The organism is Paenibacillus sp. FSL R7-0210, assembly GCF_038009085.1.
In the GTDB taxonomy this organism is placed as follows: Bacteria; Bacillota; Bacilli; order Paenibacillales; family Paenibacillaceae; genus Paenibacillus_AQ; species Paenibacillus_AQ silagei.
The window spans coordinates 4,948,949-4,966,898 of sequence record NZ_JBBPAR010000001.1 but is presented as its reverse complement, the minus strand read 5'-3'; the positions used below and the strand labels follow the sequence as shown (position 1 = coordinate 4,966,898).

18 protein-coding genes are annotated in these 17,950 nt (G+C 54.6%); 10 read left to right on the top strand and 8 right to left on the bottom strand.

Annotation, left to right across the window (positions count from 1 at the left end; all coding sequences use genetic code 11):
• The first annotated feature begins 13 nt into the window (after nucleotides 1–13).
• Nucleotides 14–331 (top strand): pyrimidine/purine nucleoside phosphorylase, encoded by a 318-nt coding sequence (ppnP, locus tag MKY64_RS20950; RefSeq protein ID WP_339254261.1) that lies wholly within the window; start codon nucleotides 14–16, stop codon nucleotides 329–331.
• 81 nt (nucleotides 332–412) lie between these two features.
• Here ppnP and MKY64_RS20945 read toward each other — a convergent pair whose 3' ends face one another.
• The 4 genes from MKY64_RS20945 to MKY64_RS20930 all read right to left on the bottom strand — a co-directional run bounded on the left by MKY64_RS20945 (nucleotide 413) and on the right by MKY64_RS20930 (nucleotide 4,456).
• Nucleotides 413–1,204, bottom strand: coding sequence for an ABC transporter permease (locus MKY64_RS20945; RefSeq protein ID WP_339313076.1), 792 nt, complete (start codon nucleotides 1,202–1,204; stop codon nucleotides 413–415).
• Nucleotides 1,205–1,213: 9 nt separating this feature from the next.
• On the bottom strand, nucleotides 1,214–2,044 hold the full coding sequence (locus MKY64_RS20940; RefSeq protein WP_339254263.1) for an ABC transporter permease: 831 nt from the start codon (nucleotides 2,042–2,044) through the stop codon (nucleotides 1,214–1,216).
• A 27-nt stretch (nucleotides 2,045–2,071) separates the two neighbouring features.
• Complete coding sequence (locus MKY64_RS20935; RefSeq protein WP_339254265.1) at nucleotides 2,072–2,887, bottom strand: ABC transporter ATP-binding protein; 816 nt, start codon at nucleotides 2,885–2,887, stop codon at nucleotides 2,072–2,074.
• A gap of 669 nt (nucleotides 2,888–3,556) precedes the next feature.
• Nucleotides 3,557–4,456: an NAD(P)-dependent oxidoreductase gene (locus MKY64_RS20930; RefSeq protein ID WP_327196471.1), complete on the bottom strand. Its 900-nt coding sequence runs from the start codon at nucleotides 4,454–4,456 to the stop codon at nucleotides 3,557–3,559.
• A gap of 260 nt (nucleotides 4,457–4,716) precedes the next feature.
• On the opposite strand from MKY64_RS20930, the gene MKY64_RS20925 reads away from it, so the two are divergent.
• The 3 genes from MKY64_RS20925 (at nucleotide 4,717) to MKY64_RS20915 (ending at nucleotide 7,416) form a co-directional block, all read left to right on the top strand.
• Nucleotides 4,717–6,072, top strand: a complete 1,356-nt coding sequence (locus MKY64_RS20925; protein ID WP_036700477.1) for a glucose-6-phosphate isomerase — start codon at nucleotides 4,717–4,719, stop codon at nucleotides 6,070–6,072.
• A 126-nt stretch (nucleotides 6,073–6,198) separates the two neighbouring features.
• The gene (locus MKY64_RS20920) at nucleotides 6,199–6,831 is read left to right on the top strand and encodes a YigZ family protein (protein WP_209876642.1); all 633 of its coding nucleotides are present in this window, start codon (nucleotides 6,199–6,201) and stop codon (nucleotides 6,829–6,831) included.
• Nucleotides 6,832–6,834: 3 nt separating this feature from the next.
• Nucleotides 6,835–7,416 (top strand): TetR/AcrR family transcriptional regulator, encoded by a 582-nt coding sequence (locus MKY64_RS20915; RefSeq protein WP_339254268.1) that lies wholly within the window; start codon nucleotides 6,835–6,837, stop codon nucleotides 7,414–7,416.
• A 144-nt stretch (nucleotides 7,417–7,560) separates the two neighbouring features.
• On the opposite strand, the gene MKY64_RS20910 is transcribed toward MKY64_RS20915, so the two are convergent.
• On the bottom strand, nucleotides 7,561–7,962 hold the full coding sequence (locus MKY64_RS20910; RefSeq protein ID WP_339257323.1) for a secondary thiamine-phosphate synthase enzyme YjbQ: 402 nt from the start codon (nucleotides 7,960–7,962) through the stop codon (nucleotides 7,561–7,563).
• Between the two features lie 194 nt (nucleotides 7,963–8,156).
• Between MKY64_RS20910 and cysT the strand changes: the two genes are divergently transcribed.
• From cysT to MKY64_RS20885, 5 genes are all read left to right on the top strand, one after another.
• Nucleotides 8,157–8,972: a sulfate ABC transporter permease subunit CysT gene (gene cysT, locus MKY64_RS20905; protein ID WP_036727564.1), complete on the top strand. Its 816-nt coding sequence runs from the start codon at nucleotides 8,157–8,159 to the stop codon at nucleotides 8,970–8,972.
• On the top strand, nucleotides 8,969–9,766 hold the full coding sequence (locus MKY64_RS20900; protein ID WP_036727565.1) for a sulfate ABC transporter permease subunit: 798 nt from the start codon (nucleotides 8,969–8,971) through the stop codon (nucleotides 9,764–9,766). The genes cysT and MKY64_RS20900 overlap by 4 nt, the downstream gene beginning before the upstream one ends.
• Nucleotides 9,767–9,768: 2 nt before the next feature.
• Nucleotides 9,769–10,833: a sulfate/molybdate ABC transporter ATP-binding protein gene (locus MKY64_RS20895; protein WP_036727567.1), complete on the top strand. Its 1,065-nt coding sequence runs from the start codon at nucleotides 9,769–9,771 to the stop codon at nucleotides 10,831–10,833.
• A gap of 29 nt (nucleotides 10,834–10,862) precedes the next feature.
• Nucleotides 10,863–11,936, top strand: a complete 1,074-nt coding sequence (locus tag MKY64_RS20890) for a sulfate ABC transporter substrate-binding protein (protein WP_339254270.1) — start codon at nucleotides 10,863–10,865, stop codon at nucleotides 11,934–11,936.
• Nucleotides 11,937–12,135: 199 nt separating this feature from the next.
• Nucleotides 12,136–12,918, top strand: a complete 783-nt coding sequence (locus MKY64_RS20885) for an MBL fold metallo-hydrolase (RefSeq protein ID WP_036727571.1) — start codon at nucleotides 12,136–12,138, stop codon at nucleotides 12,916–12,918.
• Nucleotides 12,919–13,103: 185 nt separating this feature from the next.
• Here the strand turns inward: MKY64_RS20885 and MKY64_RS20880 are convergent, their stop codons facing one another.
• Both MKY64_RS20880 and MKY64_RS20875 read right to left on the bottom strand, forming a co-directional pair.
• Nucleotides 13,104–14,081 (bottom strand): SDR family oxidoreductase, encoded by a 978-nt coding sequence (locus tag MKY64_RS20880; RefSeq protein ID WP_036727572.1) that lies wholly within the window; start codon nucleotides 14,079–14,081, stop codon nucleotides 13,104–13,106.
• 210 nt (nucleotides 14,082–14,291) lie between these two features.
• The gene (locus MKY64_RS20875) at nucleotides 14,292–15,230 is read right to left on the bottom strand and encodes an AraC family transcriptional regulator (RefSeq protein WP_235191956.1); all 939 of its coding nucleotides are present in this window, start codon (nucleotides 15,228–15,230) and stop codon (nucleotides 14,292–14,294) included.
• A 477-nt stretch (nucleotides 15,231–15,707) separates the two neighbouring features.
• Here MKY64_RS20875 and MKY64_RS20870 point away from each other — a divergent pair, with 477 nt between their 5' ends.
• Nucleotides 15,708–17,465, top strand: a complete 1,758-nt coding sequence (locus MKY64_RS20870; RefSeq protein ID WP_340955457.1) for an ABC transporter ATP-binding protein — start codon at nucleotides 15,708–15,710, stop codon at nucleotides 17,463–17,465.
• A 9-nt stretch (nucleotides 17,466–17,474) separates the two neighbouring features.
• Here the strand turns inward: MKY64_RS20870 and MKY64_RS20865 are convergent, their stop codons facing one another.
• Nucleotides 17,475–17,831, bottom strand: a complete 357-nt coding sequence (locus MKY64_RS20865) for a hypothetical protein (RefSeq protein WP_339313080.1) — start codon at nucleotides 17,829–17,831, stop codon at nucleotides 17,475–17,477.
• Between the last annotated feature and the right edge of the window lie 119 nt (nucleotides 17,832–17,950).

Here is a 17,950-nt window from a genome sequence, read left to right as displayed (position 1 = left end):
GGAGAATAAGCACATGAGTCAGTTTACAGGCGCGACAATTCAAAAAGCAGCCAATATTTATTACGACGGAAAAGTGACCAGCCGTACAGTTACACTGGAAGACGGCACTAAGGTGACACTCGGCATTATGCTGCCTGGCGTATACGAATTCGGCACCGATGGCCCCGAGACGATGGAGATTCTCTCCGGCAAGCTTAAGGTGCTGCTTCCCGGTACTGAAGTGTGGAAGGACATTGACGGGGCGGAAACCTTCCATGTTCCCGGCAACTCCAAGTTTGCTCTGGAAGTATTCGCATTAACTGATTATTGCTGTTCTTACCCGATTGTGTAAAAGAAAGTGGTAGAAAAAAAGCACCCCTGGAAGATTCATGGTCCCGGGGTGCTTTTTTTGTATTGTCAGCTTCAGCGGAGCTCAGCTCCCCGTGCTTTTGTAATGCCTCACGCCTATGCGCCATACCAGCAGAGACACTCCGAGGAAGGCAGCTCCAGAGGGAAGCGAGAGGAAGCCCAGCCAGCGGGGATAATCCCAGCCGCAGACGGTGGCCGCCGGATAGAAGCTGATGAACAGCATTGGGAGCACAAAGCTGAACACAGATTTTAGCATTCGCGGTAAATAGGGCTCTGGGCAGCGGGTAATCTGGTAGCTGGCGTTGGTCAGCAGAAAAATCCAGTCCAGCCCTTTGATCGTGAAAAAAGCAAGACCTGAGGTTAGCACGAACACTCCACAGTACATCAGACAGCCTCCGGCCAGCGCCATCGCCAGAATGCCGAGTCTGCTGGGCGTCAAGGGAACTCCGAGCTGTCCCAGCGCCCAGCCCGCAGCACAGATCCCTGTAAACGGCCGGACCAGCCGGTGCAGATGGAATCTGGAAGCGGCGACCTGCACGAACAGGGACCGCGGGCGGAGCAGCAGCCGGTCGAAATCGCCGGAGCGCAGCAGATGCCACGGGAAATAATCAAAGCCGCGGCATACGCTCTCGGCAAGTCCGAAGGAAGCCACCGCCAGCGAGTACACCAGAATGATATGGGCGACGGTCCATTCGCCGATATTGCCAAAGCGGGAGAACAGCAGGACGGTGGCTATGGGATCGGAGATCACCACAGTAAGCACCTGAATCAGCATCAGCCACCAGCCCTTATATTCCATGCCGGACAGCAGATGCATCCGCAAGTATTTGCAATAAATTTTACCTTCAGCAAGCATACGTTACTCTCACCCTCCCTGGACGATAATGCTGTGTAATCTGCGTTTCATGATCATCCGGCCCGCCGCGATAAAGATAAGGCTCCAGAGGAGCTGTAAGCCGATGCCGGGCAATGCGGCGGCAGGAGCCACGCTGCCTATATATAGCTGTAGAGGGATGTCGGCAAATCCGCCAAACGGCTGCAGGTACAGGAAGGTCTGCATGAAATCAGGCCAGAGCCGCAGGGGGAGGTAGGTGCCGGACAATATGCCGCTTAGCAGTAGAAGCATATAGGTCGGTCCGTCCCCCCAAGTGATATTCAGCCGGATCGCAGTCACAAGCATAGCGAAGGCCGAGCACAGCACAAACGCCATAACCGCCGACAGAAGGAAATAGAATAGTGCAGGCAATGAGGCAGGGCCCCCTAGGGCATACCCGGCAGGCATCAGGAGCCCGGCGAGTACGGTGGCCAGCCCCCTGATCCAACTGGTGCCGAGCTTGCCGGCCGAGCTTTTAACAAACCAGTGGGTGTACAGGTTCATGGGCCGGCACAGCTCGATACCGACGTCGCCGTTGTTGATTTTGCCCATAATTTCGCTGTCGATGTTCATACTCTGGAGTACAAACAGCCCCTGAGCCAGCCAAACATAGGATATGGCCTGAGGGAGGCTGAGTCCGTTATTGTTCCAGGAGCCATTCTCGCTGTATGTATAGAACACGGTGAACAGCACACATTCTATAAGCGCCCAAAACACACCGACCATCGTGCCAGATATGGCGGACACCCGGTACTGGAGCCCTTCTGCCATGCGGATTCGGAAGAGGGAGCTGCAGGCCCGCCATGTATTTCTAAAGTTCATTGTGCACCTCCTGATGGGTGGATGGGCTTAACCCAAAGCCAAGTCATTGTACATAGCAGCAATCATCGCATCCGTGTTCACTTTCATGACGACCTCCGGCGCATATTTCTGCTGCAGACCTGAGAGCTGCCCGTCATAGAGCAGTTGGCCGTGCCCGATCACCATGACCCGCTGGCATAATGCCTCAATATCGTCCATATCGTGTGTAGTCAGCAGCATCGTAATCCCGTACTTACGGTTCTCTTCCTTCAGAAAATTGCGCAGCGCGAGCTTGGATACCGCATCAAGTCCGATGGTTGGCTCATCCAGAAAGAGAAGCTTCGGCCGGTGCAGCAGTGCTGCCACCAGCTCACAGCGCATCCGCTGCCCGAGCGAAAGCTGTCTCACCGGAGTCCTTAAGAGCGCTTCCACTCCAAGTGTTGCCGATAACTCGGATAATCTTAAGCGGTAGTCGCCTGGAGGAATGGCATAAATATCCTTCAGCACGTCAAAAGAGTCTGCCACCGGGACATCCCACCATAACTGTGAGCGCTGGCCAAACATAACACCGATCCGGGATACATGCTCTACGCGGTGCTTCCATGGAATCTTGCCCAAGATAGTGCATTCTCCGCTGTCGGGTGTCAGGATGCCGCTCATTACCTTGACGGAGGTGGATTTGCCGGCGCCGTTCGGGCCAATGTAACCTACCAGTTCACCCTCCTCAATATCAAAGCTGATGCCGCCGAGCGCGTCCACCTGGGTAACATTCCGCATAAACGCTCCTCTCAGCAGTCCCCATTTCCCTTCGGGCCGTTTGTACACCTTGAAGCTTTTACGGATATCTCTCAGTCTAATTTGCATATCAGTCGCCTCCTTCGTGCAGAAGATCATATCATCAGGGGAGGAGAGGGGGACAGCCGCGTCGGGCGCCTTCTGGATCCTTGCTGCCAGGCTGCCAGGGGGAGAATCATTTATTTTCTTCATTTTCCATAAAAATGCTTGTTATGTTGACATTTCTGTGCTATATTAATTTTATAGTTAACGCAAGGAAAACGTATGTTTTTTTGTACATATACTGTAAAATAAACTTCCCGTACCGGTGATTAAATCACCGGTATTTTTGCGTTCTCACTCCTGACAAGAAGGCCATGCTCGCATAGTAAAAGGGCGCAGCCGATACTGCCTGGCTGCGCCCTGATTACAAGTTACATATACAGAATGTATGCGGAAAACAGGCATGACAAGACAGAGGCCTTGTCACCCCCAGGAATGAAAATAAGTCGGGTGCATCAGTCGCATCCCGACTTTTATTTTCGTATTAAACCGAACACAATAGGCTGAGCGTCGGCACATGGTCCAAATGTAGGTGAAAAACCGAACACAATAGGCAGGTTCTTTTTTGTACATCCGCCAACATGGCCGCATCTTGAGGCCGGGCGAGTTCAAAGGTCAGCATTGAAACTTCCTCCCCTGTTTACAATAGTGTGTGAAACACCATCATAAACAGATTCTGGAAAAGCCGCCGTTACATTAGTTACCTTCGCCGATCTTCCGGCCGATCCAGTCTTCGTAGGATTTGACCACAGCAGACAGGTCCTCGTCGCCGTAGCCGTGGTTGAAGCCTGCCTGGAACATGCTCTTGGCTACGCCGAGCATAGGGGAAGGGACGCCAGTGGAATCACTGAGCGAGGACGCCAGCTTGAGATCCTTGAGCATCAGGGCAAGGGAGAACTGGTTGCTGAAGTCGTTATCAATGATCTTCTGGCCCTTCAGCTCGGCCTGCTTGCTGCCTGCTGATCCGTTCTTCACCAGCTCCAGGAACTTATCTGCGGGTACCCCGGACTTCACCGCAATGGAGAAGCCCTCGGCGAGCGCGACATTGTGAATGCCGACCATGGCATTGTGAGCCAGCTTGGCTACAGCGCCGCTGCCGTTAGCGCCCATATGCAGCAGCAGACGGCCCATGGAGTCGAAGAGATCCCGGTGCTTCTCAATCACTTCGGCATGTCCGCCGACCATGAAGACCAGTGTGCCGTCGATAGCTGCCGGCTTGCTGCCGGTTACAGGGGCATCAAGGAAGCTGCCGCCCCGTGCTTCAACTTCAGCAGCGATCTCCTTTGCAAGGCCGGGGGAGATGGTGCTGGAATCGATTACGGTTGTTCCCGGCTGAAGGGTGGCGAGAATGCCATGGTCACCGTGGAAGACTTCACGGATCGAATCATCGTTGCTGATCATGGTAATAATAACATCCTTGCCTTCCGCTGCTGCCTGCGGTGTGGCGGCTGTCTTCGCACCTTCCTGTTCCAATGGTTTGCATTTCTCTGCTGTACGGTTATACACCGTAACCTCAAAGCCGCTTCGCAGCAGGTTCGACGCCATAGGTGCTCCCATTGTTCCGAGTCCGATAAAGCCGATGTGCTTCATTTCAATTCCACCTTTGCTTTCCTGAGATCATATTATAGAAACTAAGTTTGCCTTCATTCTATCAGAAGGTTACAGCCTGTTCCACAGAACAGGTCTGCTTATCTGCTTAGTAACCGCTTTCAGCTATTTTTTCATAAACAGGGTTCGGAAAGCCGGGGATATGCCTTAAGACCTTGCCAGTCAAGGCAAATTAAAGTATTCTAGATTATAATGTTGCAACACACGGTGTCAAATCTAAAGAGATAAACAGGAGGCTACCATTACCGATGTCCAAGAAGATTAATTTTGACTACACCAAAGCCCTTTCCTTCTTCAGCCAGACCGAGATCGACTACTTCGCCGCTCCGGTGAAGCTGGCCCACGAACAATTGCATAACAAGAGCGGAGCAGGCTCCGATTACCTGGGCTGGATTGATCTTCCTACAGCTTATGACAAGGAAGAGTTCGCCCGTATTCAGCAGGCCGCCAAGAAGATTCAGAGTGATTCCGAAGTGCTGATCGTGATTGGTATCGGCGGCTCTTATCTGGGGGCACGCGCAGCTATCGAGGCGCTTTCGCATTCCTTCTACAATAACCTGTCCAAGGACAAGCGCAAGACACCGGAGGTTTATTTTGCCGGTAATAACATCAGCTCTACCTACATCACGCATCTGCTTGACCTGGTAGAAGGTAAAGACTTCTCCGTGAACGTAATCTCCAAATCCGGTACAACTACCGAGCCTGCTATTGCTTTCCGTATCTTCCGTGCAGCACTGGAGAAGAAATACGGTAAGGAAGAAGCACGCAAACGGATCTACGCTACAACAGACAAGGAGAAGGGCGCACTCAAGAAGCTGGCTAACGAAGAAGGCTATGAGTCGTTCATCATCCCTGATGATGTAGGCGGACGTTATTCCGTACTGACACCGGTAGGGCTTCTGCCTATCGCCGTAGCGGGAATTAACATTGAAGAAATGATGCAAGGGGCCGCAGCCGCAGCCGATGAGTTCAACAATCCCGATGTGGCTACGAACCAGAGCTATCAATATGCTGCAGTACGTAACGCGCTCTACCGCAAAGGCAAGACGACAGAAATCCTCGTGAACTACGAGCCGTCCCTGCACTTTGTCTCTGAATGGTGGAAGCAGCTGTACGGCGAAAGCGAAGGCAAGGACTTTAAGGGAATCTATCCGTCCTCGGTGGACTTCTCGACAGATCTGCACTCCATGGGCCAATTCATTCAGGAGGGTAACCGCAACATTTTCGAGACGGTTATTCAAGTGGAGAAGGTACAGCATCATGTAACGATCGAGAATGATCCGGATGATCTGGACGGCCTCAACTTCCTGACCGGCCAGACGATGGACTTCGTTAATAAGAAGGCATTCCAGGGAACTATGCTGGCGCATACCGATGGACAGGTGCCGAACCTGATCGTTACCATTCCTGACCAAACGCCGTATACTTTCGGCTATCTGGTGTACTTCTTCGAGAAGGCTTGCGGGATCAGCGGATACCTGCTGGGTGTGAATCCGTTCGACCAGCCGGGTGTTGAAGCCTATAAGAAGAACATGTTCGCACTGCTGGGCAAACCAGGCTACGAGAAAGAAAAGGCAGAACTGGAAGCAAGACTTACCGAATAGTCCCACTCTAACCGCAGATCATTCATAGTAAAGTAAGTCATCAGGGAGCAGTCCATAGGTAACCACTACCAGGGCTGCTCCTAATATATATCAAGTCATCACATGCAAAGTAAGGAATGGACAACAATGCTGGAACAATACAGGACGGTACGTACCCCCGGCTCGCGGGAGGTCGTAATCCGTAAATCACGCTTCATCGGGCATGTTATGCCGGTGGAGAACGAGGAAGAAGCTGTGCAATTTATCGATTCGATCAAGAAGCAGCACTGGAATGCTACGCATAACTGCTCTGCTTATATGATCGGGGAGAGGGATGAGATCCAGAGACAGTCGGATGACGGGGAACCGAGTGGAACGGCCGGGAAACCGATTTTGGAAGTAATCCGCAGCCAACAGGTGAAGAATGTCGCTATTGTAGTTACCCGTTATTTCGGAGGCATTATGCTGGGTGCAGGCGGGCTGATTCGGGCCTATACCGATGGCGCTGTACTGGCGCTGGAAGCCGGAGAGGTCATTACACGTGTGCTGAGACGGGAGGTATTCGTGGAAATCGAGTACACCTGGCTGGGCAAGGTGGAGAATGCACTGCGGGGCCGGAATATCCAGACCGGAGAGACTTTGTTTACGGATAAAGTTACACTGCTGTGTCTTCCGCGTAATGATGAAGGTGACGCATTTATCGCATGGATAACCGATCTTACGGAGGGGCAATCCCTCGTTACGGAAGGGCGGCGGCTTTACTACAGCGAAGGGGAATAGATTATGGCAAGAAGAGCAGTGGAACAGGAGTTGTCGAGAGAAAGAATTCTGGAGGCGGCGAGGCATCTTTTCATCACCAAAGGGTACCGTGCCATTTCGATGCGCAGCATTGGTCAGCACCTGGGTTATAGCCACGGCTCCCTGTATTACCATTTCAAAGAGAAGGCCGAACTTTTCTACGCCATTGTAGTTGAGGATTTCAATCATGTGGCTTCGCTGCTGAATCAAGCAATGACCTCTCCGCCTGAAGAGGGAATGACCCGGGTGGAGCAGCTGATTATGGAGTTCATCCGGTTCGGGCTGAACCATCCGTATCAGTATGAGATCATGTTCATGATCCGCGACGAAGAGCTGCTGGCGTATTGTCGGGCAGAACAGGGCCGATGTTTCGAGTTATTTGCAAGCATTGTCCGCCGTCATATGAAGGAAGAGGGATATGTATCGGAGGACTGGCAGAACGTGCCGTTGACCTTATTCTTATCGGCTCACGGATTCATTTCGTATTATATTCAGGATAAAGTGTTGTTTGAAGATGTGAAGGAAGCCGCCCTGACACATGTCAAGGTATTAAGCCGCAGTTTATAAAAAGCTGTTTTTTTTAACAGCTCGTACTTTAGAGCGTTGCATTGGTATAACTTTGCATGGTGAAAGTGTTACAGGAACTATAAATTGTATAGAGAGCAGCTTCGCGGTCCATGCGCAGCTGCTCTTCTACAAGGGCAGGCAGTGCTAGCCTTCCATAATTTTGAGGTGGCACTGGCGTTGCCTTGGACCATCGAACTCGCAAAAATAGATGCCCTGCCAGCGGCCCAGCAGCACAGCCCCTTCATGAACAATCAGGGTCTGCGAAGGACCGGCCGTAATGGATTTCAGGTGGGAAGCCGTATTGCCCTCGGCATGGCGGTATTTAGGATGCTCCCAGGGATAGACCTCATCCAGACACATCAACACATCACGCTTCACATCAGGATCGGCGTTCTCGTTAATCGCAATCCCTGCGGTGGTGTGCGGGCAATAGACAATCAGCAGTCCGTTAAGAACTCCGCTATTCTTCACATAAGCCTGAACCTCGCGGGTAATATCCCGCATTTCATCCCGTTTGCTGGTGGTGATCTCCATAGTATGAAGCATCATGAACAGCCCCTCTCTGGTTTGGATATAACAAGTGCTACTTATACTTTAACCCAAAAACTAACAAAGTAATTGACGGCAGCAAGCGGTATTTGGTAAAGTAGGAATAACTTTAAACCAAGTATATTAATAGGAATAATCAAACCTTAAAGTCGAGTATACCGACCGGTTATCCGGAGGTGGGAGGTTGACCATTGAATTCGCTGATCAGGCACAAGGGCTGGACCTGGGGATTTAGATCAACGGTTGTACTGTATTTCGTCATTCTGATTGTGCTTCCGATCCTTGGGGTCTATTACAATTCATTCTCATCCGGGCTCGGAAGCTTCACTGAAAGTGTGAGCGATCCGATTGCCTGGAAGTCGGTCCTGTTAACACTCAAACTGGCGGTCATTGCGGCTCTTACGAATGTGCTGCTGGGCACGATGATCGCCTGGGTCCTTATCCGTTATAAGTTCCGGGGCAGGGCGCTGCTGAACAGCCTTGTTGATCTCCCGTTTGCCCTGCCAACTGCGGTTGGCGGACTGATGATTCTGCTGCTGCTGGGCCCGGGAAGCCTGATTGGGGGCCTTGCGGAATCGCTGGGCTTCACGATTGTTTTTCACCAGCCTGCCATTGTGATTGCCATGGTCTTCGTCACATTCCCCTTCGTCATCCGGGCGGTGCAGCCGCTGCTGGAGGAGCTGGACGCTTCGGAAGAAGAGGCAGCCTATACGATGGGAGCGAAGCCCAGCAGGGTCTTCCTACAGGTGATCTTGCCGTCTATGGCACCTGGCATGATCGGCGGCGGGATGCTGGCCTTCTCGCGGGCGCTCGCTGAATTCGGTGCGGTAGTTCTCGTGGCAGGCAATATTCCGGGGCGAACGCTGGTGTCTTCTGTTTATATTTTCGGTGAGGTCGAAAGTGATAATCCGGCGGGAGCTGCCGCGGTGTCGATCATTCTGTTGACCTTATCCTTCCTGATTCTCTGGCTGATCAGCCTCATGCAGATGCGGGGGAGAAGATCATGAGAAGATTGTGGATTGCACTGACCTACCTCGTGTTCTTCGTCCTGATTGCAGCTCCGCTTGGCAGGATGACAATGGGGGCCTTCAGCGAAGGCTGGAGCGGCTTCTGGAACGCCCTGACCCGGCCCGAGGCGCTGCATGCGCTGCTGATGACCGGATATGTTGTAGTGGTTGTGACGCTGCTGAATACGCTGTTTGGGATCATGACGGCCCTGTATCTGGTACGGGCGAACTGGCTGGGCCGGCGCCTCAAAAGCCTGCTGAACAGCATCGTGGATCTGCCTTATGCGGTATCGCCGGTTATCGGAGGGCTGATGATCGTTCTGCTGCTCGGGCCGGACAGTGCGCTGGGTGCGTTGTTTGAGCAAATTGGAGTGAAGATTGTGTATGCTTTTCCGGGAATGGTGATTGCTACGCTGTTCGTCACGTTCCCGCTAATGGTGCGTGAGGTGATGCCGGTACTGCAAGAGATCGGGTCCCAGCAGGAAGAGGCCGCGTCCACACTTGGCGCATATGGCTGGACGACCTTCTGGAAGGTGACCTGGCCTTCAATCCGCTGGGCGGTCATCTATGGAGTGATTCTGACGGTGGCCCGCTCACTGGGTGAGTTCGGTGCGGTGCTCGTCGTCTCAGGCAATATTATGAACCGGACCCAGACGGCCACCACACTGGTCTATCAGGATGTCGAGAATTTCAATGTTACGGCTGCGGGCGGGATAGCACTGGTGCTGGCCGCATTCTCCGCAGGACTGCTGCTGCTTATGGAATGGAGCAAGAGAAGAAAGGGAGGGCACTAATTATGCATGTAGAGGTCCGGGGACTCGATAAGCATTTTGGCGATTTTCATGCGGTGAAGGATGTCCATTTCGGCATTACCAAAGGCCATCTGATTGGGCTGCTTGGCCCAAGCGGCGGCGGCAAAACCTCGATCCTGCGGATGCTGGCGGGCCTTGAGACGCCGGACAGCGGCGAGATTATTTTCCACGGCCGGGCGGTGAACCATCTTCCGCCGCAGGAGCGTGAGATCGGCTTTGTCTTCCAGAACTATGCGCTGTTCAAGCATATGACGGTGTTCGAGAATATCGCCTTCGGCCTGAAAGTCAAGAAAGCTAGTAAGTCAGTCATCCGTGACCGTGTCACCGAGCTGGTGGAGCTGACCGGACTGAAGGGCTTCGAGAGCCGGTATCCGCATCAGCTGTCCGGGGGGCAGCGCCAGCGGGTGGCTTTTGCCCGGGCGCTGGCCCCTGAGCCGCAGCTGCTGCTGCTGGATGAGCCGTTCGCGGCGATTGATGCGAAGATCCGCCAGGAGTTGCGTTCCTGGCTGCGGGAGCTGATCGAACGTGTCGGGATCACCTCAATCTTCGTCACCCACGACCAGGATGAGGCGATTGAAGTTGCGGATGAGATTATGATCATTAACCAGGGGCGGCTGGAGCAGAAGGGTACGCCTTGGGATATCTATAAAGAGCCGAAGACACCGTTCGTGGCAACCTTCATCGGGGAATCGACGCTGATCGGGAGTGCTTCCGAGCTGAAGGGCTTCGAAGGCGCAGGCGGCGGTAAGCCGACCAAGGCGCTGATCCGTCCGGAATATATTGAGGTGGGCCATCTGCATGAATTCAAAATAGCTTCGGCCACGGAGCAGGGCGTTGTGAAGCATCTGCATTTCCGCGGCAGTGAATGGCTGGTGGAGGTTGAGATCAATGGACATAAGCTGGTCACCTACCGCTCTCTGGAGAAAGAAACGCTGACTCCGGGCCAGGAAATATCTGTGCTGGTACACCGCGCCTACCTGTTCAATGAGGAACGGAGCTGGATTCAGGAGAATGGGCTGAAGAAAGATCCGATGCCTGTATTTATCTAAAAAATAAATGAGTGGGATGTGTCGCCGGTATGTGGCTTATCAGAAGGAGCAGACAACTGCACGGATGGCTGACGGTCTTACTGCTGGCGGTGTTCGCCCTGACCGCTGCCGGCTGCGGGAATGAGCAGCCGGATGCAGGAGAGGGAGGTGCGCCGCCGCAGGGAGATCTAACGCTTGTGGTGGGCGCCTACAGCGTGGTGAAGGATGCCATGGGCGAGATTCTCCCCGGGTTCGCGGAAAAGTGGAAGGCGGATACCGGTCAAACTATCGTATTCCAGCAGTCCTATGAAGCTTCAGGCACTCAGGCGAGGGCAATTGCCGGCGGCTTCGAGGCGGATGTCACGCTGCTTGCCATGGAAGGCGATATCGGGAAGCTGGTCAAGGCGGGCCTTGTGGAGAAGGACTGGAAGCAGCGAGGCGGCGAGGCGGGCATGGTGACGCGGTCGGTTGTGGCCCTGGGAACGCGGGAGGGCAATCCGAAGGGGATTCATGATTTTGCCGATCTGGCGAAGCCGGGGGTGAAGGTGCTCTACCCTAATCCGAAGACCTCCGGCGGTGCCCAGTGGGACATCAACGCGATCTACGGGGCCGGCCTGAAGCGTTCTGAGGAGCAGGAGGGGGTGAAGGACCCTGCGGCTGCCAAGGCCTTCCTGGAGAGCATACACAGGAACGTCGAATCTCTGGATAAAAGCGGGCGGGCCTCCATGGCTGCCTTCGAGTACGGCGTAGGCGATGTGATCGTCACTTATGAGAATGAGCTGCTGGCGCGGATTGCAGAGGGTGTGAAGTATGAGGTGGTCATCCCGAAGAATACGATTCTGATCGAGAATCCTGCGGCCGTGGTGGATAAATACGCAGATAAGCACGGTACCCGTGCGGCCGCAGAAGCGCTGGTCGATTATCTGACGACGCCTGAGGCGCAGGAGATATTCGCCAAGTTCGGCTTCCGTCCCGTGAACCAGCAGGTCTATGCGGCACATGAGAGCCAGTATCCGGTTCCTGCCGGGTTGTTCGATATCAGCTATCTTGGCGGCTGGGAGGAAGTCCGCACCACGCTGTACTCCAAGCGGGGCATATGGTATCAGGTGCTGGCCGGGATCTAGGCGGGTAGAGGAGACGGAAGAGGATTAGAAGACACCTGCTTAGTGTGGAGTGCGAAGGATTAAGAGAGCTGTTCTCCGGCCGGATCAGGCTGAAGGGCAGCTCTTTACTGTCTTACAGGCCGGGGTGCAAAGGACCGGCTCCTGTTCTATAATGAACTGACGGATATTCGAGAAAAAAGATGATGAGGTGGGCAGGCATATGGATACATTAGTGTTCCTCGGAACAGGGGATGCCATGGGCGTACCCCGGGTCTACTGTGATTGTGAGACCTGTACGGAAGCAAGAACCACCGGGCGCAATAACCGCCTGCGTTCTTCTGTGCTTATAGATAACGGCAGCGGCTTCCTGGCGATTGACTGCGGACCGGACTGGCGGAGACAGATGGAGCTGCAGGGGCACCGCACCATGAAGCGTCTGCTCGTGACACATGCGCATTTCGATCATATCGGCGGGCTGCCGGAATGGGCAGACAGCTGCCGCTGGATGGGCTTCCGGGGAGAGCTGTACGCTCCGGCGGAGGTCATTCCCGTCATCCAGCGCCAATACCCGTGGCTCAGCGGGCATATCGACATGATCCCTTGCGATGACGGCATTACGCTGGATGGCTGGCAGATTAGCACATGGCGGGTGAACCATGGCAAGAATGGTTACTCCTATGCCTACAGGCTGGAGAAGGAGGAATATATCTGGGTGTACTGCCCGGACTCAATCTCTCTGACCACGGAGGAAACCAGGCGTATGCATGGAGCGGATCTGCTGGTGCTGGGAACCAGCTTTTATTACGAGGCAGCTGAGTTATCCACCCGCTCTGTGTATGATATGACCGAAGCCGCCGACCTGCTGGAGACCGTTCAGCCGCGCCGCGCGGTCTACACGCATATGTCGCATGATATCAATCTGGAGAAGGATTATATTCTGCCGGAGAAGGTTACGCTGGCCGTTACAGGGATGAGGCTTCCGCTGTGCCGGGAGCAGATCTGAGTATTGAAGGGAAGCAACAGGTTCACGGATAACCCAAAAAGGAGCTTTCCAGAAAGTTAGTTTGTACTGACTTTTTGGAAGGCTCTTGCTCGTTGTTTAGGAATTATGATGTTCTTTTGTGGGGATGGGCTCCATGCTCCATAGCCAGTAACTTTGTTCTTTGTACGATCATTTATGGGGTTTGCTTAACGCAGCGATTGGCCTGTAAAATAATCACCCTGTGCGATTTCGGCCAGCAGGCCGCGCTCCTGCGGGTTCCAGCCGAAACGCTCGCGGGTCAATGCTGAAGACACGGGATTGTCGGTCGAGACAAACGGGCCCAGCCAGCCGAAATACGAAGCGGCTTCTTCCATTTGTATCTGCTTGGATGGCACACTCGCCTGCCGCGCAATCGCTTCCGCAATCTGCCTGAAGGGCAAGCCTTCTTCCCCGGCAGCATGGAGCCGCGTGCCCGCCGGAGCCTGCTCTACGGCCAGCCTGAATAGACGCGCCGCATCAAGCCGGTGTACGGCGGGCCAATGATTGGTCCCTTGCCCGATATAGGCGGCAGCGCCCTTGGATCTTGCGGCCCGGATCAGGGAGGGCAGCAGGCCGCCTTGGTCGCCGTTGCCGTATACGATCGGCGGCAGACGTACCAGCGATGCCCTGACGCCGGATCCGGCAAGTGCGAGCACAGCCTTCTCCGACGCCACCCGTCCTCCTCCGATAGATGAGGCATCTCCTGCATCCTCCTCGGTCGCCAGCCTTCCGGGAGTGAGCGTCATAGTGGGGATCGCAATTACAAGCGCTCCAGACCGCCCGGACTGCCCGGCTCCCAATGCCTGAATGGCGCGGCAATCCGTGCCGACTGCTGCTGCCATGAAACGTGCCGCCGCCCGCCCCGGACTTCCGCCCAGCATAATCCGCATTTTTGCCGGCAGGCCGGCATGGGAGAACTTATGATAGAATGCCGTATGCACAACTGCATCGGCCTGAGCTGCTTCCCGGCGCAAAAGCTCTGTGTTCTCAATAGAGCCGCGAACAGCTCTCGTTCCAGCCGCCTCCAGCCGCTCGGCCGCTTCCTTGGAGCGTACCAGCCCGGCCACTTCATGTCCGCCCTCAAGCAGTTCCCGGACCACTGCCGACCCGATAAAGCCGCTTGCTCCCGTTACAAAAATCCGCATTCCGGTATCCTCCTTGTAGAATCAAGCCTCTAAATCCCTGTACAAAGCAGCTTGTTCCAACGATGATTTCCGCTTCGCCGCTTGGCTTATCCGGATAAGATCAGTATAGACGGCCCGATACCCTTTCATTTGACTGTTCTGCTTGATTTCTTGCCCGATTCAACGGAAAAGCCCCCCGTTGACAAGATCGGAGGGCTTGTTGGGTAGCATTCAGGAGATGAGGCCCGATTTCCACTTGGCGATATCCCGGCTCGGCGGATTGCCGAAGAAGCGGCTGTAATCCCGGCTGAACTGGGAATCGCTGATATATCCGACCAGTTGGCTCGCCGTGGTAATATCCCGCCCGCCGGACAGCATCAGCCGCCGCGCTTCCTGCAGCCTTAGCGCTTTCTGGTACTGGAGCGGGCTCATGGAGGTCACCGACTTGAAATATTCGCGGAAGGAGGACTCGCTGAGATGGACCATGTCTGCCAGCTCGGCAATTCTCAGCGATTCGGCGAAGTGGGTCCGCAGCCAGTCGATCGCTTTGGCGACGCGCTGGACATCCGAGCCGGCCAGCATGGTCTCGGCCACATAGACCCCGATGGGACTGCGCAGCAGCCGGATGAAAATCTCATCCGCCGCAAGCGAGGCCAGCAGGCCGTTGTCGCCGGATTCGTCCAGGCATGCGACCAGCCTGGCTACCGCGCCGATCAAGGCCGGTTCACCTTCCAGCACATAGCTTGCGCTGCGCTTGCCGATCTTCGGCAGGCCGTTCGGGAAGACCTGAGGGATAAGCGCAGCGATTCTGCGCGGATCGAGATAGACGCCCACGCCGAGGAACGGTTCCGAAGCGCTTGCCTGAATCGTCTGCATGCGGATGGGCACCGCTACGGGAGCAACCAGAATGCGCGAGCCGCTGTATTCGGAAGTGGCTTCGCCGATCTTGATCATTTTGGTGCCCTGGGCGGCAATGCCCACCGTCGGCCACTGCATCGTGTACATGTAATCGGACGGCTCTGTTCTGGAGTAGCGGTTGAAATACAATCCTTGTATCGCTGTCTCGGCAGTCCCGTCACGTGTAACATGAGCCTCGATCAGCCGGGCCAGCCGGAGCGTTTCCTGCCGTGTTTGCTCTTCTGCTACTACCTCCATATGTGTTTTGGCCATGACCATTCATCCTCTCTTAACGATCCATACTTTGTGCAAGTATACAATACTCTCCCCCATATTTCCCCCAAGTGATCACCAAGCATCCGCAATGATTTCCGCATAACCCCCGCATAACTCCGCAGTGTCTTTTGAAGCTACAGCGTTCATTTTCTTCAGGACTCTTACAATGTATTTCAGCCCTAAGACCGATACGGGAATCCGCCCCCCGCCGCTGGGGCCCTTGCCAGGGGTCTAGTACACTAGTGGCATCGGAGCCGCAGAGAGTGAGCCCACGACGGGGCTGACTTCCAGTTTTATGAATATGATGCGTATATTTCTTTATTTTCAAAAAGAGAAGGAGGTACTATACTAAAACGATGTGCCAGTGGGGATGGCATTCTCCACAAAAGCACCCGTGAGCCGGACGGGAAACTCCACGACAGCAAGGTATATGCCAAGGTGCGGGGTGCGGAATTCTAAAGAGGAGCTGATGTTGTGAGAAAGAAAGGTGCTTTTGCCAGATTAAGTACATACATGCTTAGACATAAGCTGATTTATGCCGTGTTGCTGTTGGTGACGTTATTCAGTATTGTGCTCGATCTTACGATGGCCTGGTTCCTGGCCCGGATTACGGATGCTGCTGTCCGGCTGGATGTGGAGGCGTTCAAGGGACTTACCTGGTTCGGGATTCTATTCTTGCTGGTTACGGGATTGAATACCTTCGTCAGTGCGTATCTCAAGACCAATGTATCGGCCAAAATCAGAAATGAGCTGCGCCAGGACATGATGGGGCATACGCTGGCCTTGCCGCAGTCTTATTTCGACCGCAATCATTCCGGTGATTTGTTGTCCCGGTTCACGAATGACAATCAATCGGTCGGTGAAGCCTGCGGGCAGGTGATCCTGGATCTGCTGCGCAACCCGCTGCTGGCAATTGCCTCCTTCGGCTATCTGCTCTATATTAACTGGCTGCTGGCGCTGATCTGCCTGTCCATCGGGCCGCTGCTGTTCCTGACCGGTAAAATCTTCGGCAATGCGATGCGCATCAACAGTGTGCGGGTGCAGGAAAGTATGAGCCGGACTACGGCTTTTCTGAACGATATTCTGGGCAGCAGTATGGTGTTCAAGGCATTCTCCATGGAGCGCAGGCTGCAGAAGCAATATGTTGGCTACAGTGAGGATATTGCCTCAGGAGAGAAAAAGAAAGCGAGAATCGAAGGAGCCACCGGAGCGATCTCCTCCTTGCTGGGGAATCTGACCTTCCTGCTGGCTCTGGTGATTGCCGGGTGGTTCGTGGCGAATGGAAGACTTGAGGTCGGGGCGATGATTGCCTTCATTCAGCTGATGAATTATCTGGTTGGGCCGTTCTCGTCCCTGCCGGGCCTGGTCGCTTCCATGCAGCAGTCGCTGGGTGCGGCGGAGCGGATCTTCGAGGTGATGGATGCGCCTGCTGAGGTTGAGGTGCTGCCTGAGGTCCAGGCGGAGCTGCCGGGGTTCGGGGAGCTTCAGCTCGCAGAGGTGTCATTTAGCTATCCGGGCAGTGAGAAGCAGAGCCTTAATAAGGTCAGTCTGGAGCTGGCACGCGGCCAGCAAATGGCCGTAGTAGGTCCGAGCGGCGGCGGGAAATCCACCCTGTTCAAGCTGCTGCTGGGCTTCTACCAGACGGATGCAGGTGAGGTTGCGATCAACGGCCGTCCGATCAGCGGAATACCGCTGGCAGAGCTGCGCAGCTACTTCGCCTATGTGCCTCAGGAGTCGGGCCTATATTCCGGGAGCATCCGGGACAATATCGAGAGCGGCAAGCCCGGTGCGTCAGACGAAGAGATTATCGAGGTGCTGCGTCAGGCGAATGCGTACGAGTTCGTGACGGAGCTGCCGGAAGGTATACACACGGATATTGGCGAGCATGGCTCCCGGTTATCCGGCGGGCAGAGACAGCGGCTGTCCATTGCCAGAGCGATGCTCAAAAATGCGCCGATTCTGCTGCTGGATGAAGCTACGGCTGCCCTCGACAATGAGTCGGAGCGAATGGTCCAGCAGGCGATCCGTAAGCTGATGAAGGATAAGACAACGCTTGTGATCGCTCACCGGCTCTCAACGATCCAGAATGCCGATGTCATCCTGGTGATGGAGAACGGGGAGATTGTGGAGCGGGGCGGACATGAGGAGCTGCTTGCGGTGGAGGGACGGTACTCGGATCTGTATCATTCCCAGCTTGAGCAGGAGGCGGCGGAGGAACTCTTAGCCCTATAGCCTAGCTTCTTAGAGAGTATCCATGGCCTGGATGACCTGTCCGAGCGCCTTCAATCTTCTGTCCAAAAGCGTCCGCTGCGGGCTCCCGGCCTTAGACTTAGCATAACTGGATTCTACGGATGGGGTTAACCCGAGAAGAACATGACGGGCTTCTGCCAGCTCGGCAGGGGGATAAGAGAGCGGCTTCTGATTCCAGACATGGTCCAGAACAGCTAACCCGATGTGCATAGCATTTAGGCGTTTCTGAACCAGAGTTGTGCTGGTGCCCCTGTGTGTCATCTGGGTTAAGGCGCTCTCAAGCTTACGGATTGTCGATTGTATAGAGGCTATGGATTGCAGTTGTTCCTCATTCGAAATCTCTTCCATGAAGGCACTTCCTTTCTACTTAGTATAAAAGGGTGGCGCACCGCAGTTCGTACCATGAACCTGCGGGGGGCCACCCTTTTTGGAAAGATAATTTAGATGTTCTGGGGTCCCCGCAAAGT